The organism is Stenotrophomonas sp. GD04054 (assembly GCF_029836955.1).
Lineage (GTDB): Bacteria > Pseudomonadota > Gammaproteobacteria > Xanthomonadales > Xanthomonadaceae > Stenotrophomonas > Stenotrophomonas maltophilia_A.
Map to the genome: position 1 here is coordinate 61,806 of NZ_JAOECR010000003.1, position 16,353 is coordinate 78,158.

Below are 16,353 nucleotides of genomic sequence, written 5' to 3' on the forward strand. Positions count from 1 at the left end.
CGTTATGCGCGATGCCGCAGCGCGGCGGCACCTGCCAGGCTGGCAAGTGGCAACAGCAACCCATAGGCCACCAGCGGCCACACGGTATCGCCGGGCAGCACGAGGGTAACCAGCGTGCCGATGCCTGCCACGATCAGGCTCTGCACGGCGTAGTACAGGGCCACCGCCGTACCTGACGCATCGGCGAAATCACGCAGCGCGCCGCTTGCAGCCACCGAAACCACCATCACCAGCCCCACCGCGATGCCCCACATGGGCAGCACCACTCCGACGAACGAGGGAGGCCACGCTGCGGCCAACGCCATCAGCAGTACCCCGGCCACCATCACCCACAGGCCACGCAGGAAGGTACCGCGCAGGTTCCAGCGGGCAATGCACACGTTCGCCATCCGCGCCGTGACGATCATCACCAGCGCCACCGTGGCGAAGGCCAGGCTGAACGACAGCGGCGAGTACTGCATGCGCCCGACCAGCAGCCGGGGCGCGACCGAGAAGAACACGAAGAACGTGCCCATGCCCGCACTGAAGCCCAGCGTGTAGACCCAGAACGCGCCGCTGCCGAGGATGCGTCGTAGCGCGGGTCGCGACGCGTCCCGGCACTGCGGGCGGGTTTCCTGCCAATGCCGTACCGCGCGCATGCCGGCGATCATGCCCAGTACGCCGAGCAGAACGAAGATCGCGCGCCAGCCGAAGGCGCCTGCCAGCAGGGCGCCGAGGATCGGTCCCAGCGCCGGCACGAAGGCCAGCATCGAGGCAAACAGCCCGTACAGCGACGCGCCTTCGGCTGTATCAGCATACACATCACGCACCGTGGCAAAGGTCGCCACCAGTGCCGCCGACGCTCCCACCGCCTGCACGGCTCGCCAGGCCAGGAATGCCGCGCCACTGCTGGACATGGCCAGCGCGAACGACGAAAGCGCGAACAGCAACGCCCCCAGCAACAGGACCGGCCGCCGCCCGATGCGGTCGGACAACGGGCCGAACAGCAACTGGCCGAGGCCAAGTACCAGCAGGTAGATGCTCAATGTGAGCTGCACCAGCGTCGGTGATGTCTGCAATGCCTGCGGCATCACCGGCACCACAGGAAGATAGATGTCCATGGCCAGCGAGGCCAGGAGGTCGAACGGCGCCATCAGCACAATGGCCGATGGCAGCGGGTGGGCCCAACGCGGGGCCTGTCGATTGAACATGGGGAGTCTCCGCCCAGAGTGAATCCGGCGGTGATCCATCCAATTCGCGTGCATCGCAGGGATGATCACCGCAACAACGTCTGCATCGTTGTTGCGGCTCAGCGAACTGTCTGCGGACCGTTCCCGTTGTTCATGGTGTCCATCGAATGCGAATGCAGGTGGCACCAGTGTAGCAATCGTCCACCTGCCGCGCGGCGCTCAGGCCAGGGGCAACATGTCGATGCGCCTGCACGGTGTCTCCTTCACCTGCTCGATCAGCCGCCGCACCACTGGCGAAGTCTCTGCCCGCCGGTACTGCACAGCGATGGTCGAGACGATGGTGGGGCCCGCCAGTGGCAGATAGATCATTCCGGGCAGCACCAGCGTGCGTTGCAGTACCGATGGCACGATCGCCACCGAACCAACGCCGACCGACACCTCGGCCAACACCGCCGCAAGATGTCCGGGCTGGGAACGGATACGTGGAATGAACCCGCCGCGGCGCCCGACTTCCATTGCGCCCACCGGCTGCTCCGGCATGACGAAGCCCTCCCGGGCCAATGATGCCGGCTGTACCGGCGACCGGGCCTGCGCCAGCGGATGGGTTTCCGGCAGGGCCACGCAGAACTGGTCTTCGACTAGGGTGTGTTCGCCGAAACTGTCGGGCACATCCATCGGAGGCCGGCAGAACACCACATCCACCCGTCCTTCCTGCAGCAGCTGCGGGAGCTCGCCCATCGGCCATTCGCTCACCTGCAGTTCCACGCCCGGGTAGCGGCTGCGGAACCGGCTGAGCTGATCCTGCAATGCTCCGGCATACAGCGCCGAGCCGACGTAGCCGATCTCGATCTTGCCGATCTCACCCCGCCCCGCGCGCCGGCCCAGGGTTTCGGCCTGTTCGAACCGGCGCAGCACATCACGGGCTTCCGCCAGGAACACCTCGCCTGCCGAGGTCAGCAGCACCTCGCGCCGGCCGCGGTCGAACAGGCGCGTGCCGAGCCGACGCTCGATGTCCTGGATCTGCACGCTCAGCGTGGGAGTGGCAATTCCCAGGCGCAGGGCCGCACGACCGAAGTGCAGCTCCTCGGCCAGGGTGACGAAGTACTCCAGGTGACGGCGTTCCATGGGCGGCATTTCGTTAGGTTCAAGCTAACGTAACCAGAAAACACCGAGAATGAAACAAACACCGATCATTGATGGAATGGCCGTCCTCCCCTTCCTGCGAGTGACCGGTGCCGCCCTCTCCTCCCCCTTCGCCTGCACGGCACACGCTGCCTGACGCGGTCCTGCTGGTGGCCTCGCTGGGCTGCACGATGACCGTGCTGGAGACCAATGCCGTCGCGGTCGCATTGCCCAGCATCGCACGTGACCTGCACGCTGGATTCGCGGATATCGAGTGGGTGATCAGTGCCTACATCCTGTCCTTCACCTCACTGCTGCTGCCCGCCGGTGCTGTCGCCGACCGCTACGGCCGCCGCCGGGTGCTGCTGATCGGCATCAGCCTGTTCGCCCTCACCTCTCTGCTCTGCGCACTGGCGCACGGTGCTGCCCTGCTCTACCTGGCGCGGGCTCTGCAGGGCATTGGTGCAGCCTTTCTGCTGGCACCCTCGCTGTCGATCATCGGCCACACGTACCACGAGGGGGCCGCCAAGGACACTGCATGGGCGTTCTGGGGCACAGCCATGGGCGTGATGATGGTGCTCTCACCGCTGATCGGCGGCGTGCTGTCCGCACTCTGGGGCTGGCGCGCGGTGTTCGTCGCGATCCTGCCGTTCCTGGGCCTGCTCGGCTACGGCACTCTGCGCTGGATACCCGAGTCGTCAGACAGCGTGGTCCGCCCGCTCGATCCGCCCGGCATCATCACGTTCAGCGCTGCCATCTTCGGCATCGTGTTCTTCCTGGTGGAAGGACTGGCAGAAGGATGGACATCGGCCCCGGCGCTGATTGGGCTGGGCCTGGCCATCATCATGGCTGTTGCCTTCGTCATCGTTGAACGGGCACGGTCACATCCCATGGTCGATCTCGGGCTGCTGGCCAGTCCGCGTTTCGTCGGCGCACTCATTGCCATGGTTGGCTATTCGGTCAGCGCACAGGTGATGGCATCGATGCTGCCGCAGTACCTGCAGAACGGCATCGGCCTGAGCGTACTGGCTGCCGGTGCTGGCATGCTTCCGTTCGCTGCGGCGATGCTGCTGTTTCCCAGCGTGGGCCGGCGGCTCGGTCGCCATCTGACCAGTCCGGCGGTGCTGGCGATCGGGCTGTCGGTCACCGCCGCGGGCAATGCCGTGGCCGGACTGGCCGCGTGGCAGCACCTGCCGTGGCTGGCACTCGTCGCAATGGTGGTGATCGGTGCCGGCGGCGGCATCCTCAATGGCGAGACATCCAAAGCCATCATCGGCGCGGCACCGCGCGAGCGCGCCGGCATGGCCTCCGGCATCAGCGCGACCACGCGCTTTGTCGGCATCCTGCTCGGATTCACCGTACTGTCCAGTGCCTTGAGCCTGGGCATCCGCAGCGCACTGTCCGCGGCGGTTCCCGCGCGCAACGTACTGCCCATGGCCGATGCGATCGCTACCGGCACCTTCGCCGATACGCGCACCGCCGCCTTCGCACAGGCGATCTACAGCCATGGATTTGCCAGTGCACTGTGGACGTCGGCCATCGCCGCGCTGCTGGCCAGCCTTGCGGTGTTGCTGCTGGGCCGTAGCCCCATGCAGCAATGATGCTGCGGCGTTGGTTGCTGAGATGGCCGGGGCAGCCACGCTGCCCCGACCGTGGCGGCCCCGGGGAGAAGGCCGCCGATGATCGTCAGGCCGCCTTCATGGCGTGCTTGCGAGCACGCATCACGTTATGGCACTCCTGCACTTCAGGCAGAAGCTGGGTGACTTCCTGGCGCACGGCCGGCGGCAGTTCGTTGTCCTTCAGCACGTCCTTGAACGCGCCAAGCAGCCGGTCTTCGGACTCTTCCAGCTCGGCCACGTAACCATAGTTGGTGTCGCCGAATGCAGCGCGGACCTTGCCATAGAACTGCTGCATCGAACCGACCACGGTGCCGTGCTCGGCCGGCTTGCCACCGCTGGCAGCAACGGAGCCACTCAGTGCGGCGACGATGCGGCCCTTGACGCCGGCAATACGAGTGAACAGGGCCGACAGTTCGGCATCCTTCACCTTGGTCGCAGCTTCCTCGTAGAACGACTTTCCGTCGCGGGCGATCTCGATCAGATCGTTGAGGCGGTGTTCGATGGTGGACTGGGTGCTCATGGAATCGCTCCTGTGTGCTCGATGGTCTATGGAGAATGACAGCGCGAGTGCGTTGCCTTCGGGACCACTGTGGAGGTTTGAATGTGCCGATTGGGTGAGTACGAATTGATGCATGCATCACCACCCTCAACGCGCCCTGACTCCTTCATCCCGTCGCATTTCCGCGTTCACGGTACCTGAGCAGAACGCCGACGACTCACCATGGCGCGATGACGATGATCAGCGTCACCAACAGTGCGATGGCAAGCACCAGCAACAGCACATGCCACTGCTTCCACGTGGGTCTTGGTTTGCCGGGGGTATTCATCGGATGTCTCCTGGAGTCTGTCATCAGCCCGCAGCCAGACTGAAGCAGAGCACCCTTGGTGCGCGTCGCGGTTTCGTGCATGGCCTGTGCATGAACGCTGTATCCGGCGCGCGACGATAACGCGTCCATAACGTAATCGAGTTGTAAACGGAGTGTTAGGTTCCTTCCGATTCCGCACAGCGGGATTTCAGATCGGTTTCCACGCAGCGATGCGGAAACCCATTCAACTGGATTTGGAGAGAGCCAAATGCACTACAAGTACACCCTGCTTTCCCTGGCAGTGGGCACGGCCTTGGCCGCTGCCTGGTCACCGGCCGCGCATGCGCAGGATGACAGCGATAAAACACCGAAGAACCTCGATCGCATCCAGGTTACCGGTTCGGCCATCCGCAGCGTGGATATCGAAACGCAGCAGCCGATCATCGCCATCACCCGCGCGATGATCGAGCAGCAGGGCTTCACCACCATCGCCGACCTGCTGCAGAACCTGACCTCCACCGGCGCGCCGACCATTTCGCGTGCGCGCGCGTTGGCGTCCGGCGAGAACGTTGGCGGCTACTACGTCAACATCCGCAATCTGGGTGCCACGCGCACCCTGGTTCTGGTCAACGGCAAGCGGCTCGGCGCCACCACCAGCGGCCTGCAGGATCTCAGCCAGATTCCGATGAGCGCGGTGGAACGCATCGACGTGCTGAAGGACGGCGCCTCCTCGCTGTACGGCTCGGATGCAATCGCTGGCGTGGTCAACATCATCACCCGCAAGAACTACGAAGGCCTGGAAGTGTCCATGCAGCACGGGCAGTTCAGCCAGGGCGATGGCAAGGACAGCACGTTCTCGCTGGTCACCGGCGCTCGCGGCGAGCGCGGCGGTTACACCCTTGCGCTGGAATACCAGAAGTCCGATCCAGTGTTTGCCCGCGACCGCGAGTTCTCCCGGTACGGCGGCGCCGGCCCCAACTACCCGGGCGCGGACTGGAGCAACATCAGCCAGAACGGTTCGTGGTGCGACCCGGCGCTCTACAAGTGCAATACCGGTGATGCCGTATTCAAGACCCTCAATCGTGGCGGCGATCCGAAGAACCCGAACGACTACCACCCGATCACGCCGGCCGAGTTCGCCAACGGCAACGACCAGATGCACCTGCAGACCGGCATCGAGCGCCGCTCGCTGTTCCTGAGCACGGACTATGCGCTGACCGACCAGATCAAGTTCACTGCCGACATCGGCTACAACGAGCGCACCACCGACCAGCAGATCGCGGGCTACCCGTACCAGTCGACCAAGTTCGGCACGCCGCTGGACGCGGCCAGCGTATTCAACCCGCTCGACCACGGCATCGCGTTCAATCGCCGCCTGTGGGAAGTGCCGCGCACGACCGAAAGCAAGCTGAAGTCGCTGCGGGTTGCACCCAGTCTGTCCGGCTACTTCGAGCTGGGCACCAAGACGTACGACTGGGAAGTCGGCGCGTTGTTCAACCGCAATGAAGTTACAAAAACAGGCCGTGGCGACATGAGCCTGATCGCTTCCCGGCAGGCATTGGGGCCCTCCTACCTCGATGCCAACGGTGTGGCCCGGTGTGGCACGGCGGCATCGCCGGTCTCGGGTTGCCTGGCCTGGAATCCTTTGCTGCCGTTCGGGGTCGCGGGGGCTGGCTCTCTCTCCGATCCCGAACTGCAGCGCTTCTTGTTCCCGACGTTCAACGATACCGGCATCACCAAGACCCGCAGTTACTTCGCCAACATCTCCGGCCCGGTGATCGAACTGCCTGCCGGTGACCTGTCCGTCGCCCTGGGGTATCAGTACCGCAAGGAAGAAGGCCGCTTCGTGCCCGATGCCTTCGCCCAGTCGCGCCAGAGCACTGCACTGGGCGCATCCACCACCGCCGGTGACTACAGCCTCAACGAGTTCTTCGCCGAAGTGAACGTGCCGATCCTGCGCGACCTGCCGTTCGCCAAGGAACTGACCGTGAACCTGGCTACGCGCTACTCCGACTACAGCAACTTCGGCAGCACCACCAACTCCAAGGCGAGCTTCGCCTGGCGTCCGATCGAAGAGCTCATGATCCGTGGCACCTTCGCCGAAGGCTTCCGCGCACCGAGCATCTCCGATCTGTATGGCGGCCTGGGCACCAGCTTCGAAACCTATGTCGACCCGTGCGGCATCGGCGCCACCAACAGCGTCAACGGCAATGCCGCCTGCAACGCCGCCGGCGTCCCGCTGGGCTACCAGCAGCTGAACCAGAGCCTGAAGCCCTGCGCCAGCTATCCGTGCGCCACGCCTGACGAGTTCACCACCGGCTCCGATCCGAAGCTGCGCCCGGAAGAGTCCAAGAGCAAGACCGTGGGCGTGGTCTGGAGCCCGCGCTGGGTGGACGGGCTGGACATCAACCTCGACTGGTACAGCTACAAGATCACCAACATGATCATCCAGGACAGTGTCGACCGCATCCTGCGTGACTGCTACGTGCTCGGCAACGCTTCGCGTTGTGGCAGCGTCAAGCGCGCTGGCGATGGCCACATCACCAGCATGTTCTACGGTCTGGCCAATCTGGGCTCGATGGAAACCGAAGGCTGGGACCTGGGTATCCGCTACCGCCTGCCCGAGTTCTCGTTCGGCCGCTTCACCATCGACCTGCAGAACAGCTATGTCTCCAAGTACGACGAGGAGAACCAGAACTCGGCCGGCGATACGATCATGATGGGCCGGATCGGCCAGCCGGGCATTTCCCGCCTGCGCTCGAACCTGGGTGTGAACTGGCAGCTCGGCAACTTCAGCACGCAGTACACCGTGCGCTACTACTCCGGCATGGTTGAAAACTGCGTACCGAACCGTCCGTGCACCCTGCCCGACCGCTACGCCTACGGTGAACCGGATGCCCTGCGCAAGGTCGGCTCCAATGCATTCCACGATATCCAGGTCAGCTACAAGCTGCCGTGGGACGGCACCGTGGCGCTGGGTTCGAACAACGTGTTCAACCACCAGGGCCCGATCATGTTCTCCAAGCCGTCCAGCTCCTTCCCCTATTACGGCGGCTTCGATATCGGCCGCACCGTGTACGTGAAGTACTCGCAGCGCTTCTGACGGGCAGGTCCGTGCTCGTGGCCGGCGGAAGGGGAGTCCGCCGGCCACGATGCACACCGCCTCCACCCAATCTCCATCGTTTTTCGACGGAATCTCCAAGGTTCCCGGCAACACTTGATGTCATGACGGCTAAGGAGCAGGACCGCATGGATCGCCACGCGCCCCGACACTGCACACCCGTCTCCAGGTTCACCACTGAATGTGACGGTGTGGCCGGGTTCCGATCTTCCGGACATGCCGCTGCAAGGGAAGTACGAGATGACGACGGCAGTTCGCACCGGCCTGACCGACCTGGTCGCTGACGCGCAGCGGTACCTGCGCAGGATTCTTCCCGGGCTCGCCTCGGCAGTGCATCCACTTGCTTCATTGCATGCCATTCCCCACGCGATGGCATCGCGCTACCACCTCGCCGGGCTGATGCTGTACGGGGAAACCCCCGCCATGCTCGCCGTGGCCCGCGAGCCGGGCGAATCCAGCACCCGCGTGATCCAGGATGTGCGCTGCCTGCGCTCTGCAGCGAATGCACTGGTGCTGTACGTCTCGCCCTATCTCACGCCGACCCAGCGCCGCTTCCTGGTCGAGAACCACATCGACTTCGTGGTCCCGCACACCCAGTTGTTCGCGCCGAGCCTGGCCATTGAGTTCCGCGACGACCCCGATCATGAGAAGAAAGCCATCTCGCTGCTGCCTTCGGCGCAGGCCGTACTGATCCACGTGCTGCTGAGCGGCCAGTCGCGCTGGTGGTCGCCGCGCGAGATCAGTGCCGTCGCCGGCTACACCTCGATGACGGCGTCGCGCCTGTCTGCCGAACTGGTCGGTCGCGGCCTGGTCGAGCGCTCCACCGGTGGCCGCGAGCGCTTCCTGAAGCTGGCCGGCAACCGCGACGAGGTCTGGGCCAGGGCACAGCCGTTCCTGCGTTCCCCCATCCTGAAGGAAGTGGATGTCTGCTGGGGCCCGACCGCCGAGGCACTCCGCGATGCGGGGCATCCGGCGCCGATGGCAGGCCTCGATGCGCTTGCTGAAACGTCACCGCCCCCGATCGGTGGCACCCGCGCACTGCACATCGATGCGTGGCGGTTGCTGGGCGCACTTCCCATGCCCGGCCCGGACTGCCTTCAGAGCGCACGGCTGCAGATCTGGGCCTATCCGCCGGCATTCACCAGTATTGGCGATGTGGTGGACCCGCTTTCGCTGTATCTCAGCCTGCAGGGCAAACGCGGCCATGATGCAGACGCGCTGCAACAGCGGGTGGAACAGGCGCTGAGCGGAGACACGTATCCCGCATGACCGAAGCCCTATGCGGGCTGCTCGCTCGGCACTGCGGCGGCGCGCCTGGCGCTGTACTCAGCGAACACCACGCCGGACACCGCCAGCAGGCCACCGCCCAGTACCCAGCCACTGAGCGATTCTCCCAGCAGCAGTACAGCCAGCGCGGCGGTCACGATCGGCACCAGGTTGAAGAAGCCAGAGACGCGCGCAGCGCCCAGGCGTGACAGTCCGGTCATCCAGGTCAGCGGCGCCAGGATCGAAGCGCACACGGCGGCGAAGCCGATGCAGCCGACCGCCGTGAGGTTGTTCACCCCGGTGCCGACCAGCAGCTGTACCGGCAACAGGATCAGCGATGCAGCGGTGGCCTGCAGGAACAGCGACTCCAGCACCGACAGCGGAATCTTCCAGCGCTGCATCAGCACGTTGTAGGCGGCGAACGCCAATGCACCGATCAGCATGATCGCGTCGCCGCGGTTCAGGCCCTGCGCTGCCAACCGCGCCAGGTCGCCCTGCGAGACCACCGCCACCACACCGGCAGTGGAGATCACCGCGCCAAGAATGGAAGTGCCTCGCACCGGATGGCCCATGAACACGCGCGACAGCGCCAGCGCGATCAACGGAATCAGTGCCTGGATCACCCCCATGTTGGTGGCCGAGGTGAAGTGCGCCGCATAGTAGGCCAGGCACTGGTACATCACCCCACCCAGGCAGCCCAGCACCAGGAAGCGCCCGAGATTGGCGCGCACGGTCGGCAGGTTTTCGCGCAGACGTGGCAGCGCCAACGGCAGCAGGACCAGCGCCGCGACCAGCCAGCGGAAGAAGCCGATGTCGATGGGACCGACCGAGCCCGAAGCAAGCTTGGTAACGATGGTGTTCGCGCCCCACAGCAGGCAGGCGAGGATCGGGAAAAGATAGTTCACGGAACGCGGGTGTACGTAGGGGAATGGCCAGCGTACGCTTGGCGCATATCGAGGACATCCCGAAAATGCGCCACACCGACCCCGGCTTGCGGCAACCGATGGAGCCAATCCCCACCTTCCACCAGCTGCCCGGTCCGATCTACTTCCGGCAGGGTGCGATGGAGCCCACGGACTGGGGCACGCACAGCCATCCGTGGGGCCAGTTCAACTTCGTCGCGCAGGGTGTGATGGAGATGAAGATCGACGGCGAATGGATGGTGTCCCCGCCGCACTACGCGATCTGGATTCCACCGGGAATGGCCCACTATTCGCGCAACCGCTCGCAGCTGGCCTACCGCTCGGCCTATCTGTCGCCGGCCTTGTCACGCCGCTTGCCTGATCGCTGCCGTGCACTGGAAGTCAGCCCGCTGCTGCGCGAGCTGCTGCACGAACTGGCACGGCAGGGCGTGACCGATCCGCAGACCCCGGCCCAGCGGCGTATGGCCGCCGTGGTCATCGACCAGATCGTCAATGCGGCCGTTCTGCCCAGCTTCCTGCCGATCGCCAGCAGCGATGCACTGAAGCAGGTGATGGCGTACATGGAGAAACACCTGTCGGTGGCCGAATCGGTTGCCGAAATCGCGCAGCGGCACCATATGAGCGTGCGCAAGCTGGAGCGCATGGCACGCAGCGAGCTGGGCATGTCGCTCGGCGACTGGCGTGGACGGGTGAAGTTCGTGCGCGCCACCGAGGCGCTGTGCACCCGCCGGCCGATCAGCCGGATCGCCGAGGAGCTGGGCTATTCCGGCGTCAGCGCCTTCGCTGAGATGTTCAAGCGACACGCGCAGTGCACGCCGGATCAGTACCGGAAGCTGCATCGGGCGGGGTGAGGGCGGCCTAGAGAGCGATCAGCAGGTCCACAAGCAGCCTCGGCAGGAACAAGGCGGCCAGAACGCAGGCGAACAGGATGAGAATGACCTTTGCCGTCAATGGGCGACGGCGGGGATTGCTGAAATAGAGGTGCAGATCGCGCAGTTCATCTTCCAGTCCCCTCCGCACGCCTGCGTTCTGTGTACCGGGTTCGAGCAGCTGTCGCTCAAGCGCCTTCAGGCGCTTCATCAGCTCACGCGGCGGTGTAGCCCGCAGGATCAGCTGATTGAGCTCCTGAAGCCGGCGCGCCTGCGGCATCAGCGCTGCCACGAGATCATCCGGCGGAAGCTGTGAGACCCATCGCTGGGCGTCCGCATCCATCTCAGCCTGCAGCACATCGCGTTGCTGCTGCAGTTCGGCCAGGGAAGTGCGGCGCTGCCACATGAGGAGGCACAGGTGTGGTGGGTGGCGGGCAGTGTATCGCCCGCCGTCCCGGGAAGGGTGTCGATTTCCCGCCCCGTCGTTCGTCGGAACAGGAAAGGCAGGCCCTTCGACCTGCAGGAGTGCCACGATGTGCCCGATCCTCACCGCCTTCGCCACTTCCCCGGACCGCGGCCAGGGCCTGGCCCGTGACATGCGCGTGCGCTGGGCGCTGGAGGAGCTGGGCGTGCCCTACAACGTGCAGCTGCTCGGCTTTGCCGAGCTGAAGCAGCCCGCGCACCTGGCCCGCAACCCCTTCGGGCAGATCCCCACCTGGCAGGACGGCGGCCAGATCCTGTTCGAATCCGGCGCGATCGTGCTGCACCTGGCCGAGCAGCATGCCGGCCTGCTTCCTGCTGATCCAGATGCACGCATGCGCGCGATCATGTGGGTGTTCGCTGCATTGAATACGGTGGAGCCGCCCATCGTCGAGCGCTCGATGGCCTGGGTGCTGGAGCGCGAGCAGCCCTGGTATGCGCAGCGTCTGCCAATGCTCGATGAGCGCGTGCGTATGCGGCTGTCACAGCTGTCCGCCTGGTTGGGGTCGGCGTTGTGGCTGGAGGGCGAGTTCAGCGCCGGCGACCTGATGATGGTTTCGGTGCTGCTGCGCCTGAAGAGCAGCGGCCTCCTCGATGAGTACCCGCAGGTGGTGGCCTATGTGGGCCGTGCAACGCAGCGCCCCGCCTACCAGCGTGCGTTTGCTGCGCAGCTGGCGGTGTTCCAGAACGCCTGACGCTACGCCCGTGGGCAGGCTTCAGTGCAGACTGCGCCGACATGCGGTCTGCACCAGCATCAGCTGCGCCACCAGGATCAGCATCGCGCAACCTGACAGCAGCCACGGGTCGATATACCACTGCGCGTTGAAGCTGAAATCTCCGGCGGAAATACGCTTCCAGCCGTTGAAGTGCTGCATCGCCGCGACCACGAATGCGAAGCCGCCCGCGGCATACGACAACCACGGCACGATGAGGCCGCCCGGTCGTGCAAACAGCGTCAGCACACCCAGCACGCCGATGACCGTGCGCTGCACGCGGCAGTACGGGCAGACATAGGCCATCCCACTCCATTCCACCGCCCAGGCCAGCAGGCTGACCAGCACCGCCGCGCCTGCCGCGATGTAGAGGACTCTGGGTGAGATCGTCATGCTGCCATCGTGTGCCATCCCGTGTTCCTTCGTTCAAAGACCCCGGCAGGGTAGCAGCGCGGCAGGTTCAATCCTTCTTGAAAACCGTGCGCTTGCCGATCGGGCTCCTCTTGCGCGCCGTCGGCCGGGCCAGGCCAGGAATCAGGAAGTCGGTCACCTTGTGGCCCTTCTGCACCTTGGACGCCAGCCAGCGCGGCATGCGCCCGCGGCCGGACCAGGTCAGGCGCTTGTACTCCGGGTCACGGTACTTGGCAGCCACTTTCCCGGTTCTGCGCCGTGCCGGTTTCCGGTGGGGAGCGGCCTCTTCGTTCACCTCTCCGCCGAACAGCTCTTCGAGGGTATACCCCGCTTCTGCTGCTGCGGCCTTCAACATCCGCCGTACCGCACTGGCCGGACGGCGGCTGGAAATCAGCTGTTTCCGCTGTTCAGCGGCAACCACCAAGGCGCCCAGCTCCCGAAGGCTGAGCGATTCAATATCAATCGTCATGGGAGAAAGGTCTCCTGCGGACGGCCAGCTGTCAAGGCGCCTTGCCCTTGGCGTAGACACGGGCTTCACTGCCGGTGGGCTCCGATCGCCTTCGCCGGCCATCTCCGAGGACACCGACGTGAGCCACTCATCCCATTCGCTCGCTTACCTGCTTGCACGCATCCTGCTGATGGCGCTGTTCCTCATCTCCGGCCTGGGCAAGCTCGGTGATCTCAGCGGCACCCAGGGCTACATGGAAGCGATGGGCGTGCCCGGCATCCTGCTCTGGCCCACCATCGCCTTCGAGATCGGCAGCGGACTGTGCATCCTGCTTGGCTTCCAGACCCGGCTGGTGTCGATCGTGCTGGTGGGTTTCAGCCTGGTCACCGCTTTCATCTTCCATCACAACTTCGCCGACCAGACCCAACAGATCATGTTCCTGAAGAACCTGGGGCTGGCCGGTGGCTTCCTGCTACTGGCCTGCACCGGGGCCGGGCGGTACAGCATTGATGGCAGGGGGCGGCGCGGGTAAGCGCCGATCGGCGACCCGCACGCGCTAGCGCCGAAGCTCAGCCTCCGGCGCCAATGTGTGGATCACCTTGCCCTGCGCATCGAGGAACTCGATCGCGCCGTAGCCTTCCGCAGTGACAGTCAGGCGCAGTCGCGTGCGGTCTGCCTTGTCATTCAACGCAATGGCCGGGGTGCCGTCAGGCCCGACCACCAGACCGATGCGGGTCGGTGCTTGCACCCCAGGAATCAGCTTGTTGCCCAATGCAGGCTCACGGATCAGTTTCGGCGCCTGGTTGATCGAAAAACTCACCGCACCATCGGGTGATACCCGCCAGCCGATCGCATCCATCGCCGGATGGTCCAGCGCAAGCACCGCCATGCCGCCGTCGACATCGGCGGTGCCGAAGCCACCGCGTTCGCTGCCCTTGTCGTCGTACAGCACCATGCCGGCCACATTGAAGGCGCGCTTGTACTGCAGGCCATCGATGATCGGTGCCGGTGTCTTTCCGGACAGCGTCATGCGGATCACCCCCGTGTCATCGACGATATCGATGCGCCGTGCGGTGATGCGCTCGTGGTCCGGTGTTGCTACGCGCGTCTGCGGTGCCTTGTCGACGATCAGGCGTTGCAGGGTGTCAACCGACGGGCGCTTGGGTGAGTCGGACGGCTCGGCAGCGGCAGGCAGTGCCGCAAGGGCAGTCAGGGCGACGAACATACGGGCACTGCGCTTCATGCGGGCTCCTTGTCGTACGGATCGGCGGAAGCCGCATCATGCCACCCTTGCAGCGCCCTCTCATGAGGGAGGCGGAGTTTCCGGCAGCTGGAGCCCCTGTGCCAGGGCGAATGCACGTGACGCGCGCCAGTACGCCTCAGGCGGCCTCTGCAGTTCGGGCCGGCTCCAGTAGTCATTGATGTGCAGCACGCTCATCACGTCGACCCATGCAGCGCGCGCATCGTGGACGCACATGCGCCAGCGATGATGCGGCGGAAAGTACGCGTAGTACTCAAGCGCCTGCCGCTGTGCCTGCTCTTCGTCAATCCCTGCCTGATGGATCAACGTCCACGCATGCATATGGCGCGCGTGCGCAAGCGCACCGAGATACTCATCCTCATCCAGCAAGGGAATCGGCTCGCCGCGCGCCAGGCACAGCGCGTCCGATTCGGTGTCGTACTCCAGCGACGGCTGCAACAGTTCCGGGTTCTGGTGCCAATACCCTTCGCCCAGCACATGCAGCATCGCCCAATGCCAGGGCTCGTCGTGGAAGAGCAGTTCGTGCTCGTATTCGTGGCCGGCGGTCTGGTCCGGATAGCGTTCGCGTGCCTGTTCGATTGCCAGCGCTTCGGGAATCTGGCCGTAGCGCACCAGGCACCAGGCGAACAGATGCCGGCTGTCTTCGATTTCAGTGGTGAAGTCTTCCACCGGGGCGCGGGTGTCGGGCATGTTCGATCCTTGCGTGTGGATCAGATGTTGCCTTGAAGGCAGACCAGCAGCCGTTCATGCATGCTGGGTTGGTGGGCCCACCAGGAACCACATGAACCATTTATCATACTGTTTTTACTGTATTTCCATATGGTAAGCCGGGACACTTACCGCCAAAGCTACCGTCAGAGAGCAAAGGCTAAGAGCCGAGGACGGACGCCGCGCGGCAATCGGGTGTAAGCCTGGGCTGCATACAGAAGTCGCCCCGAGTACCTTACACGCACACTACCGACCTGGACTCCGGCCTATGTCTGGCACCTTTGCCCCTAAAACCTTTGACGCCTTTCGGACTCACGCCCCCCGATTTCCGTACGGTCAAGGTGCCAAGCACGGCACCCTCTTTCCAATAGATGACCCCTTTGGTTTGCGCCGGGCGGTCGTACCCGTGTTCCAGCGCGATGTGGACGGGTCTATACGCGGAGCTGGCACCGCCTTCCATGTTGACGGCTGGGGCCGACTACTGACTGCGGACCACGTCGTGGACTGCGTCCGCGCCCGGCATCTGCGCCAGATCAAACCGGATGCCCGAATCAGCGCAGATATTACCAAGTCGCCCCACTCCACCGTTCTACTTGGCTATGGGGTTGCATTTGGAACTGTGGGCATACCTGAGCCATGTTGGGCCCCTATCCAGCGTGTGGACGCCATCGTTGCGCAGAAGAGAGCTAATCCGCTATCAGAGCTACAGGGTGATGCCGGCTTTCAAGTTGGCCCCGATATCGCCGGCGTTAGCATCTTGCTAGATGCTGACGCTCCTTCGTTCCACACAGTGGCCGTGAATTTCGGCTACCGCCCCAACGTTGGTGAGATGGTGTTCGCGGTCGGATACCCCGAGCTTCACTTTGAGGCAATGAGCGGGGATGAGATCGCGCGCTATCTGCGAGAGGGAATGTTCGGGGTCTACGGAACCGTCACAGATCTGTTCCCCGATGGGCGAGGCGCAGCACATCCATCACCAGTTTTCGAAGTTGAAGCGGATTGGCCGTCCGGGATGAGCGGCGGGCCCGTTTTCAATAGGTTTGGCGAAGTGATAGGGATAGTCAGTTCTTCATGGGAGCCGAGCGACGGAGCGCCGGGCCTTGGCTACGCAACCTGCTTGGCCATGGTCCCAGAAGCGCCTCAACTTGCCCCGACGCTAGATGACACAAACCCTGGCCGTCGCTGGGGCTTCTGCGTCTACAACTCTGAAACCTTCCAGCTCGCGGACGTGGCAAGCTCGCAAGGTCATGCTGAAGCCTTGTTAGCCCAGCTGCCCCCCGGCCACCTAGTCCGGTGGGGAAGTCACCTGATGGGCGGATATGACTTCATGACTGGCGACGCTGAGTGAGTACTTGAGGCGACTCTTCCATAGGCTACAGATAGAGAGGCAAGCATCGCACACGCGAGCTGCATGACCATCGATGCGCGCGAGTCGGC

Annotated in this window: 16 protein-coding genes; 7 read left to right on the top strand and 9 right to left on the bottom strand. The window is 64.4% G+C overall.

Features of this window, described 5'->3' with window-relative positions:
• Positions 1 to 2: 2 nt before the first annotated feature.
• Entirely contained in the window at positions 3 to 1,190 is a 1,188-nt protein-coding gene (cml, locus tag N7573_RS03195) for a CmlA/FloR family chloramphenicol efflux MFS transporter (RefSeq protein ID WP_279912453.1), read from the bottom strand.
• Positions 1,191 to 1,388: 198 nt separating this feature from the next.
• The gene (locus N7573_RS03200; RefSeq protein WP_032128595.1) at positions 1,389 to 2,294 is read right to left on the bottom strand and encodes a LysR substrate-binding domain-containing protein; all 906 of its coding nucleotides are present in this window, start codon (positions 2,292 to 2,294) and stop codon (positions 1,389 to 1,391) included.
• Between the two features lie 107 nt (positions 2,295 to 2,401).
• Here N7573_RS03200 and N7573_RS03205 point away from each other — a divergent pair, with 107 nt between their 5' ends.
• Positions 2,402 to 3,892: an MFS transporter gene (locus N7573_RS03205; protein ID WP_279912454.1), complete on the top strand. Its 1,491-nt coding sequence runs from the start codon at positions 2,402 to 2,404 to the stop codon at positions 3,890 to 3,892.
• Positions 3,893 to 3,977: 85 nt separating this feature from the next.
• On the opposite strand, the gene N7573_RS03210 is transcribed toward N7573_RS03205, so the two are convergent.
• A complete protein-coding gene (locus N7573_RS03210) occupies positions 3,978 to 4,430 on the bottom strand; it encodes a PA2169 family four-helix-bundle protein (RefSeq protein WP_005419568.1) in 453 nt (150 codons plus the stop codon).
• A 554-nt stretch (positions 4,431 to 4,984) separates the two neighbouring features.
• Here N7573_RS03210 and N7573_RS03215 point away from each other — a divergent pair.
• Entirely contained in the window at positions 4,985 to 7,819 is a 2,835-nt protein-coding gene (locus tag N7573_RS03215; protein WP_032128574.1) for a TonB-dependent receptor, read from the top strand.
• Positions 7,820 to 8,077: 258 nt separating this feature from the next.
• A complete protein-coding gene (locus tag N7573_RS03220; RefSeq protein ID WP_049423782.1) occupies positions 8,078 to 9,106 on the top strand; it encodes a hypothetical protein in 1,029 nt (342 codons plus the stop codon).
• 8 nt (positions 9,107 to 9,114) lie between these two features.
• Here the strand turns inward: N7573_RS03220 and N7573_RS03225 are convergent, their stop codons facing one another.
• Positions 9,115 to 10,008 (bottom strand): DMT family transporter, encoded by an 894-nt coding sequence (locus tag N7573_RS03225; RefSeq protein ID WP_279912455.1) that lies wholly within the window; start codon positions 10,006 to 10,008, stop codon positions 9,115 to 9,117.
• A 65-nt stretch (positions 10,009 to 10,073) separates the two neighbouring features.
• Between N7573_RS03225 and N7573_RS03230 the strand changes: the two genes are divergently transcribed.
• Positions 10,074 to 10,877, top strand: coding sequence for a helix-turn-helix transcriptional regulator (locus N7573_RS03230; RefSeq protein WP_279912463.1), 804 nt, complete (start codon positions 10,074 to 10,076; stop codon positions 10,875 to 10,877).
• A 7-nt stretch (positions 10,878 to 10,884) separates the two neighbouring features.
• Here N7573_RS03230 and N7573_RS03235 read toward each other — a convergent pair whose 3' ends face one another.
• The gene (locus tag N7573_RS03235; RefSeq protein ID WP_032128572.1) at positions 10,885 to 11,301 is read right to left on the bottom strand and encodes a hypothetical protein; all 417 of its coding nucleotides are present in this window, start codon (positions 11,299 to 11,301) and stop codon (positions 10,885 to 10,887) included.
• A 127-nt stretch (positions 11,302 to 11,428) separates the two neighbouring features.
• On the opposite strand from N7573_RS03235, the gene N7573_RS03240 reads away from it, so the two are divergent.
• Positions 11,429 to 12,070: a glutathione S-transferase family protein gene (locus tag N7573_RS03240; RefSeq protein ID WP_071227820.1), complete on the top strand. Its 642-nt coding sequence runs from the start codon at positions 11,429 to 11,431 to the stop codon at positions 12,068 to 12,070.
• Between the two features lie 21 nt (positions 12,071 to 12,091).
• On the opposite strand, the gene N7573_RS03245 is transcribed toward N7573_RS03240, so the two are convergent.
• The gene (locus tag N7573_RS03245) at positions 12,092 to 12,499 is read right to left on the bottom strand and encodes a hypothetical protein (RefSeq protein ID WP_279912456.1); all 408 of its coding nucleotides are present in this window, start codon (positions 12,497 to 12,499) and stop codon (positions 12,092 to 12,094) included.
• A gap of 49 nt (positions 12,500 to 12,548) precedes the next feature.
• On the bottom strand, positions 12,549 to 12,968 hold the full coding sequence (locus tag N7573_RS03250) for an H-NS histone family protein (RefSeq protein ID WP_279912457.1): 420 nt from the start codon (positions 12,966 to 12,968) through the stop codon (positions 12,549 to 12,551).
• 118 nt (positions 12,969 to 13,086) lie between these two features.
• On the opposite strand from N7573_RS03250, the gene N7573_RS03255 reads away from it, so the two are divergent.
• Positions 13,087 to 13,479, top strand: coding sequence for a DoxX family protein (locus N7573_RS03255; protein ID WP_121504312.1), 393 nt, complete (start codon positions 13,087 to 13,089; stop codon positions 13,477 to 13,479).
• A gap of 24 nt (positions 13,480 to 13,503) precedes the next feature.
• Here the strand turns inward: N7573_RS03255 and N7573_RS03260 are convergent, their stop codons facing one another.
• Positions 13,504 to 14,190 carry a hypothetical protein gene (locus tag N7573_RS03260; RefSeq protein WP_279912458.1) on the bottom strand — a complete coding sequence of 229 codons (687 nt, stop codon included), beginning with the start codon at positions 14,188 to 14,190 and terminating at the stop codon, positions 13,504 to 13,506.
• Between the two features lie 60 nt (positions 14,191 to 14,250).
• Positions 14,251 to 14,898 carry a hypothetical protein gene (locus N7573_RS03265; RefSeq protein WP_279912459.1) on the bottom strand — a complete coding sequence of 216 codons (648 nt, stop codon included), beginning with the start codon at positions 14,896 to 14,898 and terminating at the stop codon, positions 14,251 to 14,253.
• Between the two features lie 286 nt (positions 14,899 to 15,184).
• Here N7573_RS03265 and N7573_RS03270 point away from each other — a divergent pair, with 286 nt between their 5' ends.
• On the top strand, positions 15,185 to 16,264 hold the full coding sequence (locus N7573_RS03270) for a serine protease (protein ID WP_279912460.1): 1,080 nt from the start codon (positions 15,185 to 15,187) through the stop codon (positions 16,262 to 16,264).
• The last annotated feature ends 89 nt before the right edge of the window (positions 16,265 to 16,353 follow it).